19 protein-coding genes and 1 pseudogene are annotated in these 20,211 nt (G+C 47.2%); 12 read left to right on the top strand and 8 right to left on the bottom strand.

The window, feature by feature from the left end:
- Positions 1 to 1,249 (top strand): putative bifunctional diguanylate cyclase/phosphodiesterase (locus C504_RS0114825; protein WP_018690152.1); only part of this gene is annotated, 1,249 nt, incomplete at its 5' end.
- Between the two features lie 43 nt (positions 1,250 to 1,292).
- Here C504_RS0114825 and C504_RS18805 read toward each other — a convergent pair.
- The 5 genes from C504_RS18805 to C504_RS0114800 all read right to left on the bottom strand — a co-directional run bounded on the left by C504_RS18805 (position 1,293) and on the right by C504_RS0114800 (position 5,174).
- A complete protein-coding gene (locus C504_RS18805; RefSeq protein ID WP_018690151.1) occupies positions 1,293 to 1,463 on the bottom strand; it encodes a hypothetical protein in 171 nt (56 codons plus the stop codon).
- A gap of 219 nt (positions 1,464 to 1,682) precedes the next feature.
- Positions 1,683 to 2,033, bottom strand: coding sequence for an MliC family protein (locus tag C504_RS0114815; protein WP_018690150.1), 351 nt, complete (start codon positions 2,031 to 2,033; stop codon positions 1,683 to 1,685).
- A gap of 43 nt (positions 2,034 to 2,076) precedes the next feature.
- Positions 2,077 to 2,958, bottom strand: coding sequence for a VHL beta domain-containing protein (locus C504_RS0114810; protein ID WP_083923203.1), 882 nt, complete (start codon positions 2,956 to 2,958; stop codon positions 2,077 to 2,079).
- Complete coding sequence (locus tag C504_RS0114805) at positions 2,958 to 3,626, bottom strand: MliC family protein (RefSeq protein ID WP_018690148.1); 669 nt, start codon at positions 3,624 to 3,626, stop codon at positions 2,958 to 2,960. The genes C504_RS0114810 and C504_RS0114805 overlap by 1 nt, the downstream gene beginning before the upstream one ends.
- Positions 3,627 to 4,049: 423 nt before the next feature.
- Positions 4,050 to 5,174 (bottom strand): GGDEF domain-containing protein, encoded by a 1,125-nt coding sequence (locus C504_RS0114800; RefSeq protein WP_169385140.1) that lies wholly within the window; start codon positions 5,172 to 5,174, stop codon positions 4,050 to 4,052.
- Positions 5,175 to 5,874: 700 nt separating this feature from the next.
- Here C504_RS0114800 and C504_RS18800 point away from each other — a divergent pair.
- Positions 5,875 to 7,199 (top strand): annotated as a pseudogene (locus C504_RS18800) (IS3 family transposase).
- 190 nt (positions 7,200 to 7,389) lie between these two features.
- On the opposite strand, the gene C504_RS0114785 reads toward C504_RS18800, so the two are convergent.
- The gene (locus tag C504_RS0114785; protein ID WP_018690144.1) at positions 7,390 to 8,136 is read right to left on the bottom strand and encodes a sulfite exporter TauE/SafE family protein; all 747 of its coding nucleotides are present in this window, start codon (positions 8,134 to 8,136) and stop codon (positions 7,390 to 7,392) included.
- Positions 8,126 to 8,827, bottom strand: a complete 702-nt coding sequence (locus C504_RS0114780; RefSeq protein ID WP_018690143.1) for a GntR family transcriptional regulator — start codon at positions 8,825 to 8,827, stop codon at positions 8,126 to 8,128. Before C504_RS0114780 ends, C504_RS0114785 begins: the two co-directional genes overlap by 11 nt.
- A 90-nt stretch (positions 8,828 to 8,917) precedes the next feature.
- On the opposite strand from C504_RS0114780, the gene C504_RS0114775 reads away from it, so the two are divergent.
- The 4 genes from C504_RS0114775 (at position 8,918) to C504_RS0114760 (ending at position 13,469) form a co-directional block, all read left to right on the top strand.
- The gene (locus C504_RS0114775) at positions 8,918 to 9,787 is read left to right on the top strand and encodes a fumarylacetoacetate hydrolase family protein (protein ID WP_026317543.1); all 870 of its coding nucleotides are present in this window, start codon (positions 8,918 to 8,920) and stop codon (positions 9,785 to 9,787) included.
- Between the two features lie 36 nt (positions 9,788 to 9,823).
- A complete protein-coding gene (locus tag C504_RS0114770) occupies positions 9,824 to 10,894 on the top strand; it encodes a type 2 periplasmic-binding domain-containing protein (RefSeq protein ID WP_018690141.1) in 1,071 nt (356 codons plus the stop codon).
- A gap of 82 nt (positions 10,895 to 10,976) precedes the next feature.
- The gene (locus tag C504_RS0114765) at positions 10,977 to 12,926 is read left to right on the top strand and encodes a tripartite tricarboxylate transporter permease (protein ID WP_018690140.1); all 1,950 of its coding nucleotides are present in this window, start codon (positions 10,977 to 10,979) and stop codon (positions 12,924 to 12,926) included.
- Between the two features lie 15 nt (positions 12,927 to 12,941).
- On the top strand, positions 12,942 to 13,469 hold the full coding sequence (locus C504_RS0114760) for an OsmC family protein (protein WP_018690139.1): 528 nt from the start codon (positions 12,942 to 12,944) through the stop codon (positions 13,467 to 13,469).
- Between the two features lie 406 nt (positions 13,470 to 13,875).
- Here C504_RS0114760 and C504_RS0114755 read toward each other — a convergent pair whose 3' ends face one another.
- The gene (locus tag C504_RS0114755) at positions 13,876 to 14,574 is read right to left on the bottom strand and encodes a GntR family transcriptional regulator (RefSeq protein WP_245555227.1); all 699 of its coding nucleotides are present in this window, start codon (positions 14,572 to 14,574) and stop codon (positions 13,876 to 13,878) included.
- Positions 14,575 to 14,715: 141 nt separating this feature from the next.
- Between C504_RS0114755 and C504_RS0114750 the strand changes: the two genes are divergently transcribed.
- From C504_RS0114750 to C504_RS0114725, 6 genes are read left to right on the top strand one after another with little or no spacing between them, the layout of a single operon-like run.
- Positions 14,716 to 15,276, top strand: coding sequence for a TRAP transporter small permease (locus tag C504_RS0114750; RefSeq protein WP_018690137.1), 561 nt, complete (start codon positions 14,716 to 14,718; stop codon positions 15,274 to 15,276).
- The gene (locus C504_RS0114745; RefSeq protein ID WP_018690136.1) at positions 15,273 to 16,544 is read left to right on the top strand and encodes a TRAP transporter large permease; all 1,272 of its coding nucleotides are present in this window, start codon (positions 15,273 to 15,275) and stop codon (positions 16,542 to 16,544) included. The genes C504_RS0114750 and C504_RS0114745 overlap by 4 nt, the downstream gene beginning before the upstream one ends.
- Positions 16,544 to 17,476, top strand: coding sequence for a 3-hydroxyacyl-CoA dehydrogenase NAD-binding domain-containing protein (locus C504_RS0114740; RefSeq protein ID WP_018690135.1), 933 nt, complete (start codon positions 16,544 to 16,546; stop codon positions 17,474 to 17,476). The genes C504_RS0114745 and C504_RS0114740 overlap by 1 nt, the downstream gene beginning before the upstream one ends.
- Positions 17,477 to 17,478: 2 nt before the next feature.
- On the top strand, positions 17,479 to 18,441 hold the full coding sequence (locus tag C504_RS0114735; RefSeq protein WP_018690134.1) for a TRAP transporter substrate-binding protein: 963 nt from the start codon (positions 17,479 to 17,481) through the stop codon (positions 18,439 to 18,441).
- 54 nt (positions 18,442 to 18,495) lie between these two features.
- A complete protein-coding gene (locus C504_RS0114730) occupies positions 18,496 to 19,353 on the top strand; it encodes a VOC family protein (RefSeq protein WP_018690133.1) in 858 nt (285 codons plus the stop codon).
- Complete coding sequence (locus C504_RS0114725) at positions 19,350 to 20,207, top strand: VOC family protein (protein ID WP_018690132.1); 858 nt, start codon at positions 19,350 to 19,352, stop codon at positions 20,205 to 20,207. The genes C504_RS0114730 and C504_RS0114725 overlap by 4 nt, the downstream gene beginning before the upstream one ends.
- Positions 20,208 to 20,211: the final 4 nt, after the last annotated feature.

The following is a 20,211-nucleotide window of genomic DNA, read 5'->3' as shown; positions in this document are numbered from 1 at the left end:
CGACTGCAATTTCAAAATGCTTTTGATCGATCTCGATGGGTTCAAAGATATCAATGATAGCTTTGGTCATTTGGCGGGTGACAAGATCCTCTGTTCAATCGCCAAGCGTATTGAAGATACCATTCCTGAGAATGCATTCTGCGCACGCCTTGGCGGGGATGAATTTGCAGTCCTTATGGGTGTGCAAAATGAAATGCTGAAACCTGAAGATTTGGCTTCTGAATTGATTGAAGTGATCAATTTACCCGTGCCCTATGAGGGGCATGAGATTAGTGTTGGTGCGTCGATCGGCATTTCTCTAACATACCAAGAAACGCAATCCTGCGAAGAATTTCAGCAGCAGGCCGATCTGGCATTATATCATGCAAAACAGACTGGCCGCGGTGTTTGCGAAACCTATAATCCAAGCTTAACCGAAGCTTTTGAAGAAAAACGACAAGCATTTGAATTGGTGAAAGAGGCAATTCATGAGGGAAGATTGCTTCCGCATTATCAGCCAATATTCGATTTAAGCTCGCAGCGAATAAAAGGCGTAGAGGCGCTTGCCCGCATTCAAAATAAGGATGGTTCAATCGTTGGCCCAGCAAAATTTTGGCATGCTCTGTTTGAGCCCAAAAGCGCTTTAGCTGTCGATGAAACTATTTTGGATATTGCGCTCCGTGATTTTGCAGAATGGAAAAGTAAAGGGCTCGATATTGATTTTATAAGCATCAATGCCTCCTCTTTATGTATTCAATCGATGGATTATGTTGAGCGTGTTTTAGAAGCATTGGCGCACAACAATTTGCAGCCACATCATTTGAAAATAGAAGTCGTAGAGAACATATTTTTAGACGATGCGGATTCTAAGATAACGCACGTGTTGGAGCGCCTTTCAGAGGCTGGTGTCATCATTGCGCTTGATGATTTTGGCACTGGATACGCGTCGCTTAGCCATTTGCGAGATTATCCCGTTAATTGCATCAAGATTGATCAGTCTTTTGTATCAGGCCTTGGGGAAAGTGCAGGCAATACGGCCATTGTTCAAGCGCTTGTAAGCTTGGGAAAATCCTTAAACTTGGATATTATTGCGGAAGGGATTGAAACCCAAGGTCAACTGGATTTCATGTCAGCCGTTGGGTGCACATTTGGTCAAGGGTACCTCTTTTCTAAACCGATATCCGCACAGCAGTTATTCGATTATTTGTCATCGAGGCCAATGGAACAGTTGAGACAAGCAAGCCTGCAGAAGTTGATACGAACACTCTGACAAGCCCCGCCATAGAGCGTCATCAGAGGTTCACTCAGTCCTATTATTTAGGGTTGCCGTATTCATCTACACCAACGCATTCGCCGTTTATGAGCATTGAATCACCTTCGCAATTATCAATCTGCGGAGGCGTTGTGGATACACAGCCGCCAATTGCGACCATTGAAGCCAAAAGTGTGACCGATAGTAGATGTTTTGAAAGTAAACGTGACATAGAATTTTCCTTTTTATATTGATAAAACCTTAAAGACATTTCCATCCCTTGCAGGCGGATTACGCTACGTAAATTAGCCCGACTATAAACCGCTTAATTCTATTGTTAGTCCTTATTATTATGAGCCTAAAAATATTCCATGAGAGCAATGCTATTCAATGCATTGCTGTGACTGGCGAGCAATTTCTGTAGAATTTAGGTGTCAGGAAACGCTTTAAGTCATCGGCGGCAATTATCGACTATTCCTCTTAGGTTTAAATACACACTATTCCCTTTTGAGTGGATTTCGTAACCATTGGCAGCATAGCGACTGCCAGATCCTGATCTTACTTGCGGCAATCTGGCTCCACTAAAACCATCATGTGTCCAAGTTACAAAGCTATTCCCACCTGTCTCTTCAAATCTTAGGGTCAATGGTATCCCTTCATTGCAAGTATATTTGTAGATTTTTACCGAGGTTGTTTGCGCAAACTGTCTAGCATTAGAAGGTTCTTGGTCTATTGATTCACAGCCGGCGAGCACACCAAGCATAGCCGCGGTGTAAGCGATTTTTGGCAATTGATTAATCATATTTTTTTCCCCAATTCGTTATAAATGACATGGCAACAATACTTTACTCAGGGCCGAATGAGGGCGATGGCGCGCCAATTTCAAAGCGATTGACGCCGAGCTGTGGTTGGAACATTTCGATGCAGTTTCCTGGGCCGTCTGTGAACATCCAGGGATGACCGAGTGAGGTTTGAATAGTAAACTCTTCGCCTGCATTCAAATTTGCATAATTGACAGGTTTACCATCAAAATCCATCCAAAACACGCTGCGATACCCTTCGCTTTTATTGGCAAAGGTTACAGTTATAGGAGTGTCTAGATTGCGGGATTTTTGATTTTCTGGTGCTCGGCAACTTGCCCATCGCGGATCTGATTTTTCAGGTGTTGGCGTTGATCCACTGTTTCGAAAATCTGCCGCGTATAGCATGCAGTCCTCAAGAAAATTATTAATTGGAGTGCTGCTGCCACGAAGTGAGAGTGTTGTAAGAGCTTTACCTTCAATGCTGTATTTTAATGTAATTCCACGTTTCATCGCATCCCAGAGCGGATCACCGTTATCAATTGTAAATTGTACACCGCTTATACCAACCTCTGCATTTGTGCCGACAATTGTGCCGTTCATACGTCGGTTAAAGTTACCCGTAGAGAATTTTACGTCAACTTGTTGCCCATCATTGAAACCGCTGGTGTCTGTTCCAAACTCAATCAGAGAGAAGTTTCCGCTTGATCCAGCACTGCAGTGTGCACTGACCATAGAAGCATCTGTTTCAGGAATACTATAACCAAGGTAGGACGTCATACGTCCCTTGTTTTGGTCATCGTTGTATTGCCCGTACCCCCACTCAAACTCACTATTTTGGGCTAAACTTGAGAAGGGAATGCATACCGCCGTAATCAACGCAGCGCGGAAGATAGATCGAAGCTTTTTGTTTGCTGAAGAAGTCATTAGTTCACCTGCGTGCAATTGTCTTCTGCACCTTTCATGTTGATGTAGGCAGCATTGCCTTTGGTATGAACTTCAATGCCGTCTGCAGCAAAACGACTGCCTGAACCTGAGACGACTTGGGGCAATTTGGTTCCTCGAAATCCATCATGGGTCCATGTAACGGAAAAATCATTGCCCCTATCTTCAAACTCCAGAATAAGCGGTATTCCTTCATTGCAAGTATATTCGACCACTGTTACCGAAGAAGCCTGCCCAATTTGTCCTGAGTTTGTATCGGTTGGACCACTCAGGAGCCCGGTGATTGTAGCAAGAGGAAAACCTTTGCCTGTATCATCGCTGTAGAATATTTGCTCTTCGCTAAGGTTCAGTCTTAAATCCACACCGCGGCTATTGTCTCGTAAATATATAGAAGTGTTATCTCTGCCGACTTCCACAAAGTTAAAAGTACTGCCATTATCGCCTGTTTCCAGCCAATTTAAATCTGAGGTTTTGACAATAGTGCCGCCAGAATAATAAACACCCGTGACATTAACCCAGCCATTGGCGGCGACCAATTTTATACCAGACGCAGTTTGGTCATTACTGCTGTTCATAAGACTTGGTAAACTACTGGCGCTATGAGCGTCTGCGGCGAATGCAATTAAATTAAGTGCTAAAAAGACCTTCATAGTCCGCATCAAACTGACTTTCCTTAACGATTTGATCTATCAATAAAAAACCAAAATTGGTCTTACGTAGGGTAAGAATTGCTAATTAAGCACAATTATCTCGAAACTCAAAATTTTACGTATTTGGAAATAAATTTGTCGCTACTTGCTGGCCTGGAGCATGAAAACGACACATCACGATGGATGAACATCGCTTTATCCAAACGCAGAGCGAGTGGGTGGCTGACACTTAGTCAGTGTGAAACATCCGCAACTCAATGACCATGCTCTGTAATCAGTATGATCGCGATATTTTTGAATTTTTCTGTAAACTTTGGCTGACCTGATAAGGTCTAAGTGTTCTCATTTATAGGGAACAAGGTGTCTAGAAATCTCGGGACGATGCCATGGGACGCTGAATGACCTTGATACAAAATCATGCGTTCATGCGGCTAAAGAAGATGTATAAAGGTTCAGTGTTGATGGAAATTCGCAATCTATACCGCCGCCGTTACGCTTTGCGCGGTATGAGGCTTTATCTGCAATAGCCATCATATGTTCAAGTTTTGCAGAGTTGGAGAGTGCCACCGTATAGCCGAGGCTGACGCCAATGATGATCTCTTCGCCTGAAAGCAGATACGGCAAGCTGAGGGCATTTACGATGTTTCTGGCCAAGAGGTCGGCTTCAACGGGGTTCCTGACCTCTGGTTGAAGAATCGCAAACTCATCGCCGCCGACGCGTACGGCGATACTCGGTTCATCTAGGCTCTCTTTGAGCCTTTTTCCAATCGTCGCCAATAGTTCATCACCGACCGCATGACCGAAGCGATCATTGACGCTCTTAAAGCCGTCAAGGTCGAAACAATGAACGCAGGTCATCGTATTTTCAGCGGAGCCAAGAGCCTTGAACGTTTCGCCTAGCGCCGTGCGATTACGAAGTCCTGTCAACGGATCGTGGCGTGCCTGATGCTCCATTTCCAGACGCAGGTAGATTTCTTTGGTGGCAGTCCGATAGACATGCCAAACGCTCTGCATGGCCGCGACTAGGAAGGCCGCACATATCGCCGCCAATATCCAGTGGGCCGTATCGCCATAGAGCATGACTGAAATCGTCGTTGGTAACCCTGCAATCATGATCGCTGTCGCAGCGATGAATGGCCGAACTGATATCCGGATTGCCACGCCGGCCGAATACCCAAAGATGATCGCTGTAGAAAGAATATGTAATGACAGGTCAGTATAGGTAAACACCACAGTTGTCAGCGAGCCGACAGAGGCAGCGACGACGAAGGTGAGCAGTCCGTGCGCCATTTCCCAGCGGGCAGCGTCTTTAACGGTTGCTCGCTTTGCCGCGTTTGAGCGCCGGTGAGCCACCGTCACGAAAATTTTGGCAAGAGATGCAATGCTTCCGCCGATAGTGGCAAGCATTATTCCAATGCCGCCGAGGCTATCGTAGGCAAATAGACCCACAACAAGTATGGTCAGCCCCATAATCGTTGTTGGGGAAATCGTAGATGTGAGCTCCGATACCAACGTCTTGAATACTTCGTCCGTCTCTCGGTATCTCACATCAATCCCCTTTTCACAGGGTTCACTTCCTGCGACTGCATTCATCTTGAAGGGGGATGTTTAATATTCTGTCAGTTCGTACAGTAAAAATAATATAAATCTGCTGTTTTTTGGGTGAACTCACTGGGTACAAATAATGACACGCTACCAAATGGTTGGCTAACTCATTGAAATTGCTTGTACGCAGTAAGATCGCAGTATCCACTGTGATACAACGCTGGTTACAACATCGTGTCTCAACTCCTAAATTGTGACTGCTAAGTTATACAAGTTAATTCTGAATTGCACGACCAGCCTTTGAATGACTGGCGTATTCTGAGCGCGGCATAAATATCGTTTGAGTGGCCTTAAACTTGATCGTAGCACCGCTAAGAAAACACGCTTTAGACGCCATTAATAGTGTTTGCCATTGAGTAGCCTGATCGTGCATATTGTGTGAAAGTATCAATGTTGACAGCATTGAAAATGATTTAAGTGGCGTATTTCAGATGATTTGCATTTGGAAGACGCGTCTAAATTACTGATGCGAGAGCCGTTCTTGTATAGAAAGACCAGCTCCGCTTGTGGGGCAACAAACCCGTGAAATACTATCTGAAACTGGTTTTGACGATTTTCACATCCAAAAAATGATTGAGAGTGGACTTGTCACGGTTTCGTTCCGTGTCCTTGAATGGAATAATCGCCTTCAAGGAGAACAACTATGGCACGCAAACACAATGATGAATTCAGACGTGAAGCGGTGCGCATTGCACTGACAAGTGGGCTTAGACGTAGGCAAGTAGCATCCGATTTAGATGTCGGTTTCTCAACACTGGCCAAGTGGATTCAGCAATCCAAGCCTGATGATCTTCCACCTGCAGCAGATATTGATCTGGCCAAAGAGAATGAACGCCTTCGCAAGGAGAACCGCTTGCTTCTGGAGGAGCGGGAGGTGCTAAAAAAGGCGACGGTGTTCTTCGCAAATCAAAGCAACCTCTCGGCGATGTAAACATCGCCTGCTGGTCAACGAGTGAAGTTTGCTTTTGTAGAGGAACACCGAACATACATTCCTGTTGATCGGCTTTGTCATATTCTGGGCGTTACATCGCGAGGATACCGATCGTGGCGCGGGCGTCCTGTTAGTCATCACCAGAGGCAAGACATGGTCTTGCTGGCCCATATCCGAGAACAACATCATCATAGTCTTGGCAGTTATGCACTGCACGGCAGGCAATTGCGAAGCAACTGCCGAGAGTGGACGACCCCGAATGACGCAGGAGTTGAAGGAGCTTGGACTGCATGTTGGGCATCGACGTGTTGGCAGTTTAATGCGCCAAAACGGTTTGCGTGTGGTTAGAACCCGTAAATACAAGGCTACAACCAACAGCAATCATAAGTTCAACATTGCTCCAAACTGGCTTGATCGGGATTTTACTGCTGATCGTCCAAACCAAAAATGGGCGGCAGACATCACCGACATCTGGACACGTGAAGGTTGGCTTTATCTTGCTGTCATGATTAATCTTCACTCAAGGCGAGTTGTTGGCCTCCTCTCGTTGATTGCTGTGCAATATACTGTGGGGCAAAGGGTCAGTAAGTGATCGGTTGAGGCATGATCCGTTGGTCGGCAAGTGAATGGTACATTCACTGAGAGACTGGCGTTACGTGCATTGAGCCATGCAGTCGCGCTTCGAAACCCACCAGCAGGACGTGTGCATCACTCTGACCGCGGAAGCCAATACTGCTCTCATGACTATCAAAAGCGGCTTCGTCAGCTTGGCTTCAAAGTATCCATGAGCGGCAAAAGAAATTGTTATCCCTCTCAGCATTTGCTTCGCAATTGCTTGCCGGGCAATGGATAATGCCGATGTTGAAACCTTCTTCAAAACATTGAAAGCAGAGCTCGTTTGGAGACATCAATGGCAAACACGCCAACAGGTGACTGATACGCTCTTCAAATACATCAATGGCTTCTACAACACCCGCCGTCGTCACTCAGCAATAGGAGGAATATCACCGGCAGACTTCGAACGAAAAACGGCATAAACGAGAACTGGATGCGGAGTTAAAACGGGGCAAGTCTAAGCCGTACCTGAGCGGAGATGAGTCAAATCGCTTAAATGAAGCTTTCATCGGCCATAAATATTTGATGACGATCACATCGTGTTATAAATGATAGCGTAACTTTGGTTGGTCAAATGAGGTCTTCTGAAGCAGACAAAAAGACCCTCGTTGTCTATCGTAGCAAGAAAGACAGCGTCAAGAAAACACCAAGAGCAGCCACTGACCAGCGTATGTATTTTTCCGGCATCGCACGTGTGATATTTGCGCCTATATATCCGCCTGCAATGCCGCCAATGAGAACCAATGCTGCAGCATTCCAGTCCACGAGACCTGATAGCGCCATCGGTATAACGGCAACTGTTTGAATGCCGAATGCCATAAGGTTTTTTGCACCGTTAACGCTGCCTAATCCTGAATTTAGTGAAGCAGAAAGGACCGCGAGAAGCATAAAACCCATGCCTGCGCCGAAGTAACCACCATAAAAGCCGATCGCGAATAGAAAAACAGCTGTTGCAAATTTTAATTTATTGCCTGGAAATGCAGAACGCATGAGAACTGCTGATTTTGGCCCTAAAAATATAGCTATTACTGCGATTGCGAGCAGGAATGGAATGACTGAGACGAATGATTTTTCGTCAGAGTTTATCATGATTATGGCGCCCAGTAGTGCTCCAATGAGAGCGGGGACCATTTGCAACGCTAAAGCACGAAGATCTTGCAAAAGCTCTTTGCGATAAACCCATACTGCTGGAAGTTGAGCCGGCCACAAGGCAATACCTTGGGTAACATTGGCTGCAATTGGTGGCAGGCCCGAGGCTAGAAGCATCGGGAAAACAAAAAGTTTAGCGCCGCCAGCTGCTCCGTTTACAGCGCCGCCGATAAGGCCGGCGAGTAAAAAAATGATGGTGTCATTTAACATCGTGTCGTGTGCTTGCGTCGTAAAGTGTGGAGGCGGTTAACGCGAAGTGTTTTTCAATTAACGCGCAAGCCAAATCTGTGTCTCTTGCCAGAACGGCTTCTGCAATAGCGCTGTGCTCATCTTGCAGATTGCGTGATCCAAGCTTTTGGTAAATCGCTGCACGACGATATCGCTCGCACAGATCGTGTAAGCTGGAGCGAACTCTTAAAAGCCAATTCGAGCCGCAGGCCGAAACCAAAGCAAAATGAAACTCACCATTCGCGCGCTCCCAGCTATCGGGTACACCTTCGCCGCCCTCGGCTAAGGCCAGATCTTCTTTTTTCATTATATAGCTAGCAGCGACAACTTTGGCTTCCCAATCATTGTCACCTCTTAAAATCGATAGCCTCAAGGCCTCTTTTTCAATCGATGTTCGCGCCGTATTGAGGTCTGTAAATTCGCTTGGATCTAGGGGTGCAACCCTAAAGCCGCGATTTCCCTCCATGATAACAAGGCCGTCCTGGCCCAGCCTCTGCAGTGCTTCACGCAGCGGTGTCGGGCCGATCTCGTAAATTGAACGAAGTCGTTCAATGCGAAGCCGCTCGCCGGGTTTTCTAACTCCGCGAATAATATCTGTGCGAATAGCGCGAAAGGCTGCTTGGGCGAGCGTTTCGGTGTCTTCACCAGGTGAAATAGCAAAATCGTTCTTCATAAATTTTGTTTGTACCAAGTTTAGCTGTTTGACAAGTTTAAATTTATATGGTTTTTGTTTTTATCGATAAAAATAGATGGTCTCGATAAAATGAAATTAATTACGTTTGAATATGAAGGCGAAACAGGTGCAGGATTCATCGATGGAGATGATGCTGTACTTTGCGTTAAGGGAGAGGCTGCACAAAGCGCAGTGCTCAAAGTAATTGCGGAAGGTCAAACTGCCGTGGATGCGTGGGGCACAATGTCAGCACAGCGCATTCCGTTGGCTTCGGTGAAACTTCTTTCACCAATACCTGAGCCTCGGCGGGACATTTTTTGCGTTGGCAAAAACTATTACGCACATGCTGCTGAATTCCATAATAGCGGGTTTGATTCCAGCGCCAAAGAGCAGGTGCCTTCGCATCCTGTGGTGTTTACGAAGCCGACAACAAGTGTGTGCGGCCCTAACGACATAGTGAAAGGCTCTCTCGATCACACGAATACTGTCGATTATGAGGGTGAGCTCGGTGTTGTTATCGGTAAGCGTGCATTCAATGTCTCTAAGGATGACGCATATGAGCACGTCTTTGGTTACGTGGTCATCAATGATGTGACATCAAGAGAGCTGCAAAAAGTTCATAACCAATGGGTCATAGGCAAAGGAATAGATACATTCTGTCCTATGGGTCCATGGCTTGCGACAGCCGATGAAGTGGGTGATGTCACTGAGCTTGAGCTTGTCACTGAGATTAATGGAGAAGAACGCCAACGTGTTCATATCCGTGATCTAATCTTTGATATTCCTACACTTATTGAAACTATGTCACGCACTATGACACTGTTGCCTGGCGATATTATCGCAACGGGAACACCGGTCGGCGTCGGGATTGGTTTTAAACCACCTAAATATCTTGTTGAGGGAGACAAGATGAAGGTGAGTATCACAGGTCTAGGTTCGTTGGAGAATACAATCGGCTAATGCAACCGCAGAAGCCATAAAACTAGGGAGGAATGTATGATGAGAAAATTTGTAACAGCATTGCTGGCAACAGCTGCAACGGTCGCCACGGCGCAAGCGCAGACTGACTACTTTGCGGGCAAGTCAATTGACGTGATTGTGCCGTTTGGTCAAGGCGGCGCAACCTTTGTTTCAGCTAAGTTTCTTGAACCATATTTTGAGAAACATTTGCCGGGCAATCCGAAGATAAATGTAATTGATCGCCCAGGCGGCGGTTCAATTCTTGGAGCGAACTGGTTTGAGAAAAACGCAAAACCAGATGGCACAACAATACTTTTCACAACGTCATCAACAGCGAACCCATTCGTTTTGGGCCAGCAAGGCGTAGAGTACCGTTTGTCAGATTACCGTGTTGCTTACTCGCATCCTTTTGGTGCTGTGGCCTATGTGTCGCCAAGTACAGGCATTGAAAAAGCCGAAGACATCAAAAACTCTGATACCCCTTTGCTTTATGGCGGTATTGCCGCTGCTGCATCCGATCTACCTGCACTTCTATCTTTTGAGGTTCTAGGCCTCGATGTAAGATCTGTCCTTGGGTTTAGTGGCCGTGGTCCGGTTCGACTTGCATTCGAGCAGGGCGAAATGAATATCGACTATCAGTTTAGTCCTGTATATTTAACGCAGGTTATTCCGTCGGTTGAGTCCGGTACTGCTGTGCCACTATGGACAGGCGGCGCCATTGAAGACGGTGTTTTGAAGGGCCGTGATCCTATCGCGCCAGAATTACCTTCCGTTTATGAAGTGTATGAAACACTCAATGGTAAAGCCCCATCAGGTATTGAATGGGATGCTTATCAAGGTATCGCTTCTGTAACCTACGCATATGGCTTAACCGGTTACATGCATCCTGATGTGCCTCAAGAAGTATTGGATATTTTTGAAAAGGCAGTAGCAGATATCAATGCTGATCCTGAGTTCCAAGCGCAAAGCAAAAAAGTAACAAATGGCGCAAAACTCAATGCTGGTGCTGATACGGAAAAGTCAGTGAAAGCTGCCCTTTCACCATCTGAGGAAGTTAAGACCTATCTGCGTGATCTGCTTTCAGAAAAGTATGGTGTGAAGTTCTAAAGTAACTTGAGGCGGCTCGTTTTTTAAATGAGCCGCCTTCTTTCGTTGCGCGTAACAATAGCTTGCTATCAGGATTTTATGAATGATCGACAATGCGATCTTGGCGCTGGAAGCGCTTATGGACCCCATTCGGCTCCTCGCTCTTTTGGGTGGTATGGCTGTCGGAATGGTGTTTGGCATGCTCCCTGGACTTGGGGGAGTGGCTGCAGTTTCCATTTTGCTGCCCTTTATATACTATTTAGATGATTACTCTGGCCTCGCGATGCTGCTTGGTGCTGTATCCGTTGTGTACACATCCGACACGATCACTTCGGTGCTGCTAGGCGCGCCGGGCTCTCCAGCTTCTGCGCCAACTGCGATTGAAGGACACGCCCTTGCAAAGCAAGGTCAGGCTGCTCGCGCGTTGTGTGTCGGTTTTCTAGCTTCAATGGTTGGCGGCCTTGTTGGAGCGATAACGTTATTTTTCGCAATCCCAATTGCTGGCCCGATAGTTTTATTACTTTCGACACCAGAATTATTCATGTTCGCATTGGTCGGCCTGTTTTTTGCCGCATCAATGATTGGTAAGGATTTGGCAAAGGGATTAGCCGCCGCGTGCCTTGGTTTATTCTTAGGCGTGGTTGGCCCTGCCAGCGCTGCTGCCGACTTTAGGTTCACTTTCAACCAAGTCTATTTATTAGATGGATTTTCATTGACCATCGTTGCGCTAGGTTTGTTCGGCGTGGCCGAAGTCATCTCAATGTTGGCTGCGGGCGGCGGAATTACTCAAAAGCGTATGACCGTTGGTTCTTGGAACGAAGGACTTCGAGATTTTTGGGATAATAAGTGGCTTATTCTAAGGTCATCAATAATCGGTGTTTTTGGCGGTTTTGTACCTGCTGTTGGTGCCTCTGCATCAACATGGGTTGCTTATGGGCACGCAATCCGATCGACGAAAGATAAGTCTCGCTTTGGCAAGGGAGAGATTAAAGGCATTGCTGCTTCTGAAGGTGCAAACAATGCAACAGTGATCTCCGATTTGGTGCCAACGCTTTTATTCAGCGTTCCTGGCGGGCCTGCGGCTGCGATATTCTTAGGCGCACTGTTTTCATTCGGCTACTATCCTGGTCCAAGAATGATCACCGAAAATCCAGACCTTATGTATTTAATTGTCTGGTCTGTGGCCTTAACGTCTATTCTTGGTGCAGCGGCTTGTTTCGTCATTACGCCTTGGCTGGCGCGATTGACCAGTATTCCATTTGCAATTATCGCAGCGCCGCTCGTGCTCGTTATGATAATCGGCGCATATCAAAATACCTCCACGATGGGCGATATTTTCATGCTCTTTGGGCTCGGTGCTTTGGGCTGGACAATGAAGCAGGGTGGATGGCCGCGCGCACCAGCGCTGGTGGGCTTTGTTTTGTCGGGGCCAATGGAGCAGTATTTTTGGTTGACCAATCAGATACATGGCTGGAGTTGGCTTGCTAGACCGGGCGTATTGATAATCGGTTCTATCATTGTGATCCCAGTGTTGGTTTCAGCATTCAAATGGATCAGAGCACGCAAAACAGCTGTACCTGCTACATCTAACAGCGCAGCTGAAAAAGAATCCGCGGCTGACACAGATGATTCCAACAGATCAATCGCACTAGCCATCGCAATTATTGCATCTGTTGTGTTTGTTTATGCAGCATGGGAAATGTTGAGCTTCAACCCGTCATCACGGTTAATGCCTGCGCTTGCAATCGTGCCGGGTATGGCTCTCAGTTTCTGGTTAGTATTGCGCGGCATTCGCGAATATCGCAGCGACTTTATGCGCGATGGTAGCGAGCTGATTATCCTAGCAGTGCTGATTGTTTATTCGATTGCTGTTTGGGCAATTGGATTAAGCATTCCAACAGTTGCTCTGCTGGTTTGGATGCTGCTCGTGCGGGCAAAAATGCGGTGGTGGACCGCGGCAATTTATGGCGCAGTCGTATTTGCCATCACTCTACTACTTTTCAATGTACTTCGCGGTGATGCACCCGTCGGTACAATCATTTCTCTATTTTAAGAAGAAGGAATACACATGTCTAATATGATCGATCCTGATATTATTGAACCGAGTGTCGACCCAGCTACAAAGAAAATTGGGATACGCCATGTAAAGGCGTCCAATGCGGCTGGAACAAGAACTAAAATCCAAGTTCGTGATTTTGATCCGATATATACAGACGAGCCGGCGTCCCTTGGAGGCACGAACTCAGCGCCTAGTCCTTTGGAAACTGTGCTTGTTGCGCTTGTGGGGTGCGATGGCGTCATCATACATGGTGTCGCTACAGCGATGGGCTTCGCATATAGCGGTGTTGACCTTGCGTGCGAGAGCCAAATCGATGTTCGCGGCCCTAAAGGTGTTCCTGGCATTCGTCCTTACTTTGAAAGCGGTTCTCTTGAGATCACGGTTTATAGTGACGAGCCAGAAAAGCGGTTTGATCAGTTGTGCAAGAATGTGGAATATCGTTGTCCAGTGATGAACCTGTTCAGTGCCGCAAAAGTAGACATGAAAGTTACATGGATACAAAAACCTGCCAGTGAGTATGCTGGTAACACTGACTAGTTTCTTACATTTCACTCTTTGTGAAATGTGGACGTAGTCCATAATTATAGTCGAACGCAGAATTGTTTTTCTGCGTTCATTTAAAAATGTGACAAAGCCGGGATCGGCGTGGCGACGTTCTATAATTGGCGTAAAAAATATGCTGGTTGATGCCATCTGAAGTGAAGCTGTTGATTGTCGGGTAAGGCTGATCCAGTTTGTTGTTTCGTCCTGATCCACCTTTAATTCGAAAATCTTTATACCAGTAACTAGTTACGCCTGCTTAGGTGGGACAGGTTCGAATGAAAAAATGGGTCAAAATCTTCTGAAAATCAATATTTCAGCTACAGGTTGGGTTTAGTGCGCCATTTCTGGAGTGCCTCAAGGTGGCTTTGATCATTTTGGACTAGCCCACGTGTCGAAAGACTTAACTTACACCCAAAGACTTTATCGCATTGATCACAGCTTCGGTCGTCGCTTCTATATGGGTTCGGATGACCCGCTGACTTTTAGCCACATCCTTGTCGAGCGCGGCTTCCATAAGGGCGCGGTGTTCGCCGTGAATATCACGGGTTAAAACCGTGCGTAGGCGGCTTAGTCTGCGAAACCGTTCGTGGTGTTTGAACATTCCAGCGCGGGTGCGCAGCAGCCAAACGGATGGACATGCAGCGACAAGCGCTTCGTGAAACGCGCCGTTAAGTTGTTCCCACTCTGCGAGTGCTTCAACGCCGCGCTCTGGACCGGTTTCCAACCTTTCAAGCCTATGAAAAGTCGTGATTATACGTTCTTCCCAAGCCGTATCACCATTCGGGATTGAAAGGCTCAATGCTTCTGCTTCGACCAGTTTACGTAAGTCGCCGATTTCACGTGCATCTTGAACAGTAAAATCTGCAACAACAAAGCCGCGTTGCCCTAAAATTTGAACCAAATGGTCGCCAGCTAATCGCGACATCGCCTCACGAAGCGGGCCGGAACCTATATCATAGCGATTGCGCAGCATTTCGATTTTGAGTTTTTGCCCAGGAGCAAGAGCGCCAGATACGATATCTTCGCGTAGCAAACGATACGCCCGTTCGGACGTTGTTTTCTCTTCGCCTGCTTCTCTCATCAAACTGGTTTTGCTCACTTCTGCTCTCCCTCGACACGTCTATAGCCGCTTTAAATGAATTTTTCCAGAATGTTTATGTTATCGCATAAAAATAAAAAATATAAATATTTTTGTTGACTGGACCAAAATATAAATATTTATTCACCCGTGGAGGTAATGATGTTCAATGACACTCAGATAGAACTGCCGCAGCCTTGGTTGGTGAGAGTTAGCGCAGGTGTTGCCCGTGTTGAATTCATATTGATTGGTGTGTTGATGGTGGCGATTTTTGCATTTCTGATGCTGAATGTCGTATCGCGTGCCGTTGGCTCTCCTGTCATATGGGTAGATGAAGCGGCCGTTTTTCTCATGATATGGGTGGCGTTTTTTGGCGCATCGTTGGCACTGGCTAAACGAGAGCATCTCGCTGTAACTTTGGTATCGGATATGCTGAGCGGGCGTATGCGTATACTTTTATCTGTACTCGTTGATACCTTCCTTTTTGCCTTTTTTGCTATTTTCGCCGTTATATTGTGGCGTTGGTTTGATCCCATCACGCTATGGAATGCAGGATCAATTGCTGCGTTTTCGAGTGAAACGTTCAACTTTATCTATCAAGAACCAACGGTGACGCTTGGTCTGCCAAAAGTGTGGTTTTGGTTGATCCTACCAATTTTTTGTCTGACGGGACTTGTTCACACGGCAGCGCAACTCATGCGACCTAGAGGAGATTTCCAATGATATCGGCGGGTAGTTTCTTTGCTTTTTTGGCTGCAGGTCTGCCGATCTCTTTTGCGCTGATTTTCTTGTCTTTGGTATATATTGCAATGACCGGAAATTGGATTTTGTTGCAATCATTTCCGCAGCAGTTCTTTGGCGGTATGGAGAATTATGGATTGTTGGCATTGCCACTTTTCATCCTTCTCGGTGAATTTATGAATGCTGGCGGCATTGGCCGTCGATTGATGGCGCTGGCGCTGGCGCTTCTGGGCCAAATGCGCGGCGGATTAGCCTATGTAAATTTAGTCGCCAACATGATGATGGCTTCCATATTAGGGTCCACAGTTGCTCAGATTACAATTATGTCTCGCATTGCCGTGCCTGAAATGGTTCGTGCCGGTTATCCTAAGGATGTGAGCGTCGCGATCACTGCCGCAGGTGGGTTGCTTGCACCAATTATACCGCCGTCAATGATGTTCATTATTTTTGGCGTTATTGCTCAGCTTCCCATCGGGGATTTGTTTATTGCCGGCATTATACCGGGCATGATGATGTTCTTGGGCTTTGTTATTGTGGTGGCTTGGCTTGGGCGCAAACACGGGTTCCCAGTTACACCTAAAATGCCAATTCGTGTGCGTGGACTTGCCGTTTGGAATGCACTTCCTGCAGCTTTGATCCCACTGATCGTGGTTGGCACAATCCTTGGCGGCATTGCCACGCCTACGGAAGCGGCTGCCATTGCAGCAGCTGCGGCTGCTTTTATCGGATTGTTTATTTACCGCGAAATGACTTGGAAACAGATATTTCCAGCATTTGCTAGCGCAGGACGAGGCTCAGCTGTGGTCTTATTTCTGATCGCCGCAGCTCAAATTTTCAGCTGGGTTATCACTTTTGAAAACCTGCCTGCAATTGTTGCTGCTTGGATGCAGTCGCTTACGACGTCACCTGTAATGTTCTTACTAATGTTGAACCTTTTGCTGCTGTTGCTGGGTATGGTTGTGGACCCAATACCTGCGATCATTCTTGTGGTTCCCGTATTCTTGCCGGTTGCGACCGGAGTGTACGATATCGACGCTTTCCAATTCGGCGTCATAATCTGTTTGAATTTAACGATGGGGTTACTCACGCCACCCGTGGGAACAGGGCTATTTACTGCGGCATTAATGAGCGGCGTGCGCGCTGAACGCATTGCACGGCTAATTCTCCCATTCTTGTTTTCGGTCGCCTTGGTACTGATCTTGCTCGCCTTCTTTCCATTGCTATCTACTGCTTTGAAGGATGCTTTCTAATGGCGCAAATTCTCGTCATAGGCGGTGGGTTAATTGGTTGTGGTTGGGCCGCAGCTTTTGCTGGCGCAGGTCACGATGTTGCTGTGGTCGACCCCGATGCTTTGGTTGCTGATCGGCTTGAGCAGACTTGGCAAGCTGCACAACCCGTCATGGTTGCGCTTGGTACAATGCGGGAAAAAACCACGGCGCCGCGCCATGTTTTAAATGTAGATCAAGCACCGTGCGCTGATTTAGTGCAGGAAGCTTTGCCTGAAGATTTGACACTTAAGCATAATGTGCTTGCTGAACTTGAGCCGCTGATTGGAAAAACAACTCCGATAGCGTCGTCGTCTTCGGGGTTCACACCGGATATGATTGCATCGGGACTAACAAATCCTGACAGGCTGTTTATCGCTCATCCATGCAACCCACCATATTTGATGCCGACTGTTGAACTGGTGGGGCAGAGCAATACGCTGCCAAGCATACTTGATGATGCAGAGGCTATTTATGCGGCGATGGGTAAAACGGTTTTACGTATGGCCAAGCCAATGCGTGGACACTTGGTGAACCGGCTTCAGTTCGCGCTTTGGCGCGAGGCTGTTCATCTTGTCGCTACTGGGGCTGCAACCATGGCGGATGTTGAAAATGCCATTAGCGAAGGCTTGGCACCGCGTTGGTGCCTAATGGGGCCAGGCGGCGTGTTTCATCTCTCGGGAGGAGATGCAGGCATGGCAGGTTATATCGAAGCTCTGGGACCCGCGACGACAAGTCTGTGGAATGATCTTGGAACACCTAATCTTGTTACTGCTGCCAAAGTTTTGACGGAAGGGATGACAGAAGTTGATCCACGCTCTGTCGCAGAAATAACGACGGCCCGCGATGCTGCATTGCCGAAGGTTATGCGCGCGTTGAAGCCGATCAAAGAAAACTATCGTAAACAGGGAGAGTAGACATGAATACACTTAAGAAATTTGCAATTGGATTGGCAGCATTAGCCTTGCCGAGCGTTGCCTCAGCCGAGGAATACCGCCTTGGTTTGATAACACCGCCGCCGCACCAGTGGACGGTTTCAGCCACAGAAGCTGCTGCCGAAATCAAAGAAAAGACAGATGGCCGCGTGGATATCCTTCTTTTCCCATCAGGTCAGCTGGGTAATGAATCACAAATGCTACAACAGCTTCAAACTGGGGCAATGGATTTTGCATTCTTCACATTGGGTGAATTTGCCAACCGTGACCCTAATTACGGTATTTTTCTCGCACCTTATCTGGTCGATGATGTTGCTGGTGCGCGCGAATTGTTAAAAGGGCCGACAGCGCAAAAACTGCTCGATAATATGTCAAACTTTGGTCTTGTTGGTTTTGGCTGGGGCATGGCCGGAATGCGGATCATTGTTACTGGTCCAAAGGTCGAAAAGATCGAAGACCTAAAAGGCAAGAAAATCCGCACTATTCCATTTGCACCAGAGCTTGCTTTTTGGGAAGCACTGGGTGCCGCGCCGACACCAATGCCTTTGCCAGCGCTTTATGATGCGTTTGCCAATGGTCAGGTTGATGGAATGCAAATCGATGTCGAGGGTACTTGGAACACTAAGTATTACGATCACGCCGAATCCATCATTATCTCAAACCATATGATGTTCCCAATGGCAGCAATTGGTTCTGGTCGTAAATGGCAGAGCATTGATGAAAAAGACCGTGCTGTGATCGACGAAGTCTTTGCCCGCAAATTGGATGAGATGGTCGGCAAATATGCTGAAATTGATGCCAAATACAAAGCTGATCTGGAAACGACCGATGTGGACGTGACGACTGTGGGCCGTGAATGGTTCGGACCTGCAATCGACGCATGGTATGAAGATTGGCGCGTGAAGGCTCCAATGTTGGTCGAGCTTGAAGCTGAAACAAAGAAATAATCAAGCGTGGGCCAAGCAAAACTCTGCTTGGCCCGCACAAGAAAAGGAATGACAATGTCTGCATCCTATCGTGATTTACGTTATCTACGCTTACCGGTTCAAGAGCTTGAAGCCGCCGCTGACTATGGCAGTAATGTGCTTGGCCTTATGCTTGAGGACCGCACAGAAGATACGCTCTATTTTCGTTCGGATGCACGTAATTATGCTTTGTGCTTCACCGATGGTGGAACCTCATCCGTTGGGTTAACCGTGGCAGATCGTTCGGATATCGATAGAGTGTTTGATCAATTGACCGCAGAAGGGTTTTCGCCCGTCTGGTTGACAGATGACGAAGCAAAAAGCCGTCAAGTAAAATCGGGCATTACAGTTGCTGCGCCAAATGGCGTGATGGTCGATGTGATTTGGCGTCCATTAACTTCAGGCTGGCCATTTCATGGCCCGCGCCCCACAGGAATTGTTGGTCTGCAGGCCATTCAACTGGCTTGTAAAGACGTTGAGGCAAATGAAGTTTTCTGGACCAAAGGTATAGGCGGCACGGTATCTGATTGGGTTGGCCAATCGGCTTTTATCAATATTGATGGCGCACATCACCGAATTGCGATTTATGCGTCCGATAAGGATGGGGTTCTTGGTGTTACTTTCGGTGTTGAAGACACGGACCACATCATGCGCAATTGGTACTTCATGCAAGGGCGCCAATTGCCTGTTGTTCATGGCCCAGGTTTGCAGCCAACATCCGGTTCGCGGTTTGTGACAACCAGCGGTGTGGGCGACATACTCTATAGTTATGCGACGCCAATGGCTCCGCCAGAATCAACCGGACCACGTCAATTTCCTGATGCAGCATTGAGCCATTGCTCATGGGGATCACCCAGCACGTTAGCCGAATTTAACGGAGGATCTGACAGATGATAGAACTTAAGGATGTCGTTTACTGCCGCCTTGGAACAACGGATCTGGAAGGTGCGAAATGGTATGCAGTCAATATACTTGGCCTTGAAATTGCTGGCTATCGCCCTGGGGCGATCTATTTTAAATCAGACGATCGCCAGCATACCTTATGTTACTTTGAAGGGAATCCTGAAGATCAAACAACTGGATTTGAAATCGGGTCTGCCGACGATTTAAACCGCGCTGGTGCAACTTTAGACAAGCTCGGGCATGCAGTACATTACGGTTCGCGTGAAGAATGTGAATTACGGCATGTGGCAGCTTTTATCGGATTCAAAGATCCGATGGGAAATCAAATCGAATTCGTTCTGCGCCCTGATACGACTGCAAAAGCTTATCACGGTACACGCGATGCTGGGATCACTGGTTTCAGCCATGTTGGACTTTGCTCTAACGACCTTGAGAGAGATGAGAAATTCTGGACCCAGGTGTGCAATGCGCGCGTGTCAGACAGGATTGGCGATGCCCCATTAATGCGTCTTGGCACGATCCATCATTCGATTGCGCTATTTCCTTTTCACAAGCCGGGCATCCAACATATTAATCATCAGGTTGGTGGCACCGACGACATTCAACGAAGCTTTAATTTCGTGCGTGAAAATCAAGTGAATGTAACGTTTGGGCCCGGTCGCCATCCGACATCCTCTGCGGAGTTTTTGTATTTCACAGGGCCGGAAGGAATGACTTTCGAATATTCTAGCGGCGTGGTGGAAATCCATGATGAGCCCTTATGGCGCGACCGACAGTTCCACTTTGAACCCAAAGGTTTTTGTAAGTGGGGGTCTGCACCAAATATTGCAGCTTTTAAGGATTGATCGC

The sequence above is a fragment of the Ahrensia kielensis DSM 5890 genome (genome assembly GCF_000374465.1).
GTDB classification, from domain to species: Bacteria; Pseudomonadota; Alphaproteobacteria; order Rhizobiales; family Rhizobiaceae; genus Ahrensia; species Ahrensia kielensis.
This window is presented reverse-complemented; position numbering and strand designations above follow the sequence as displayed.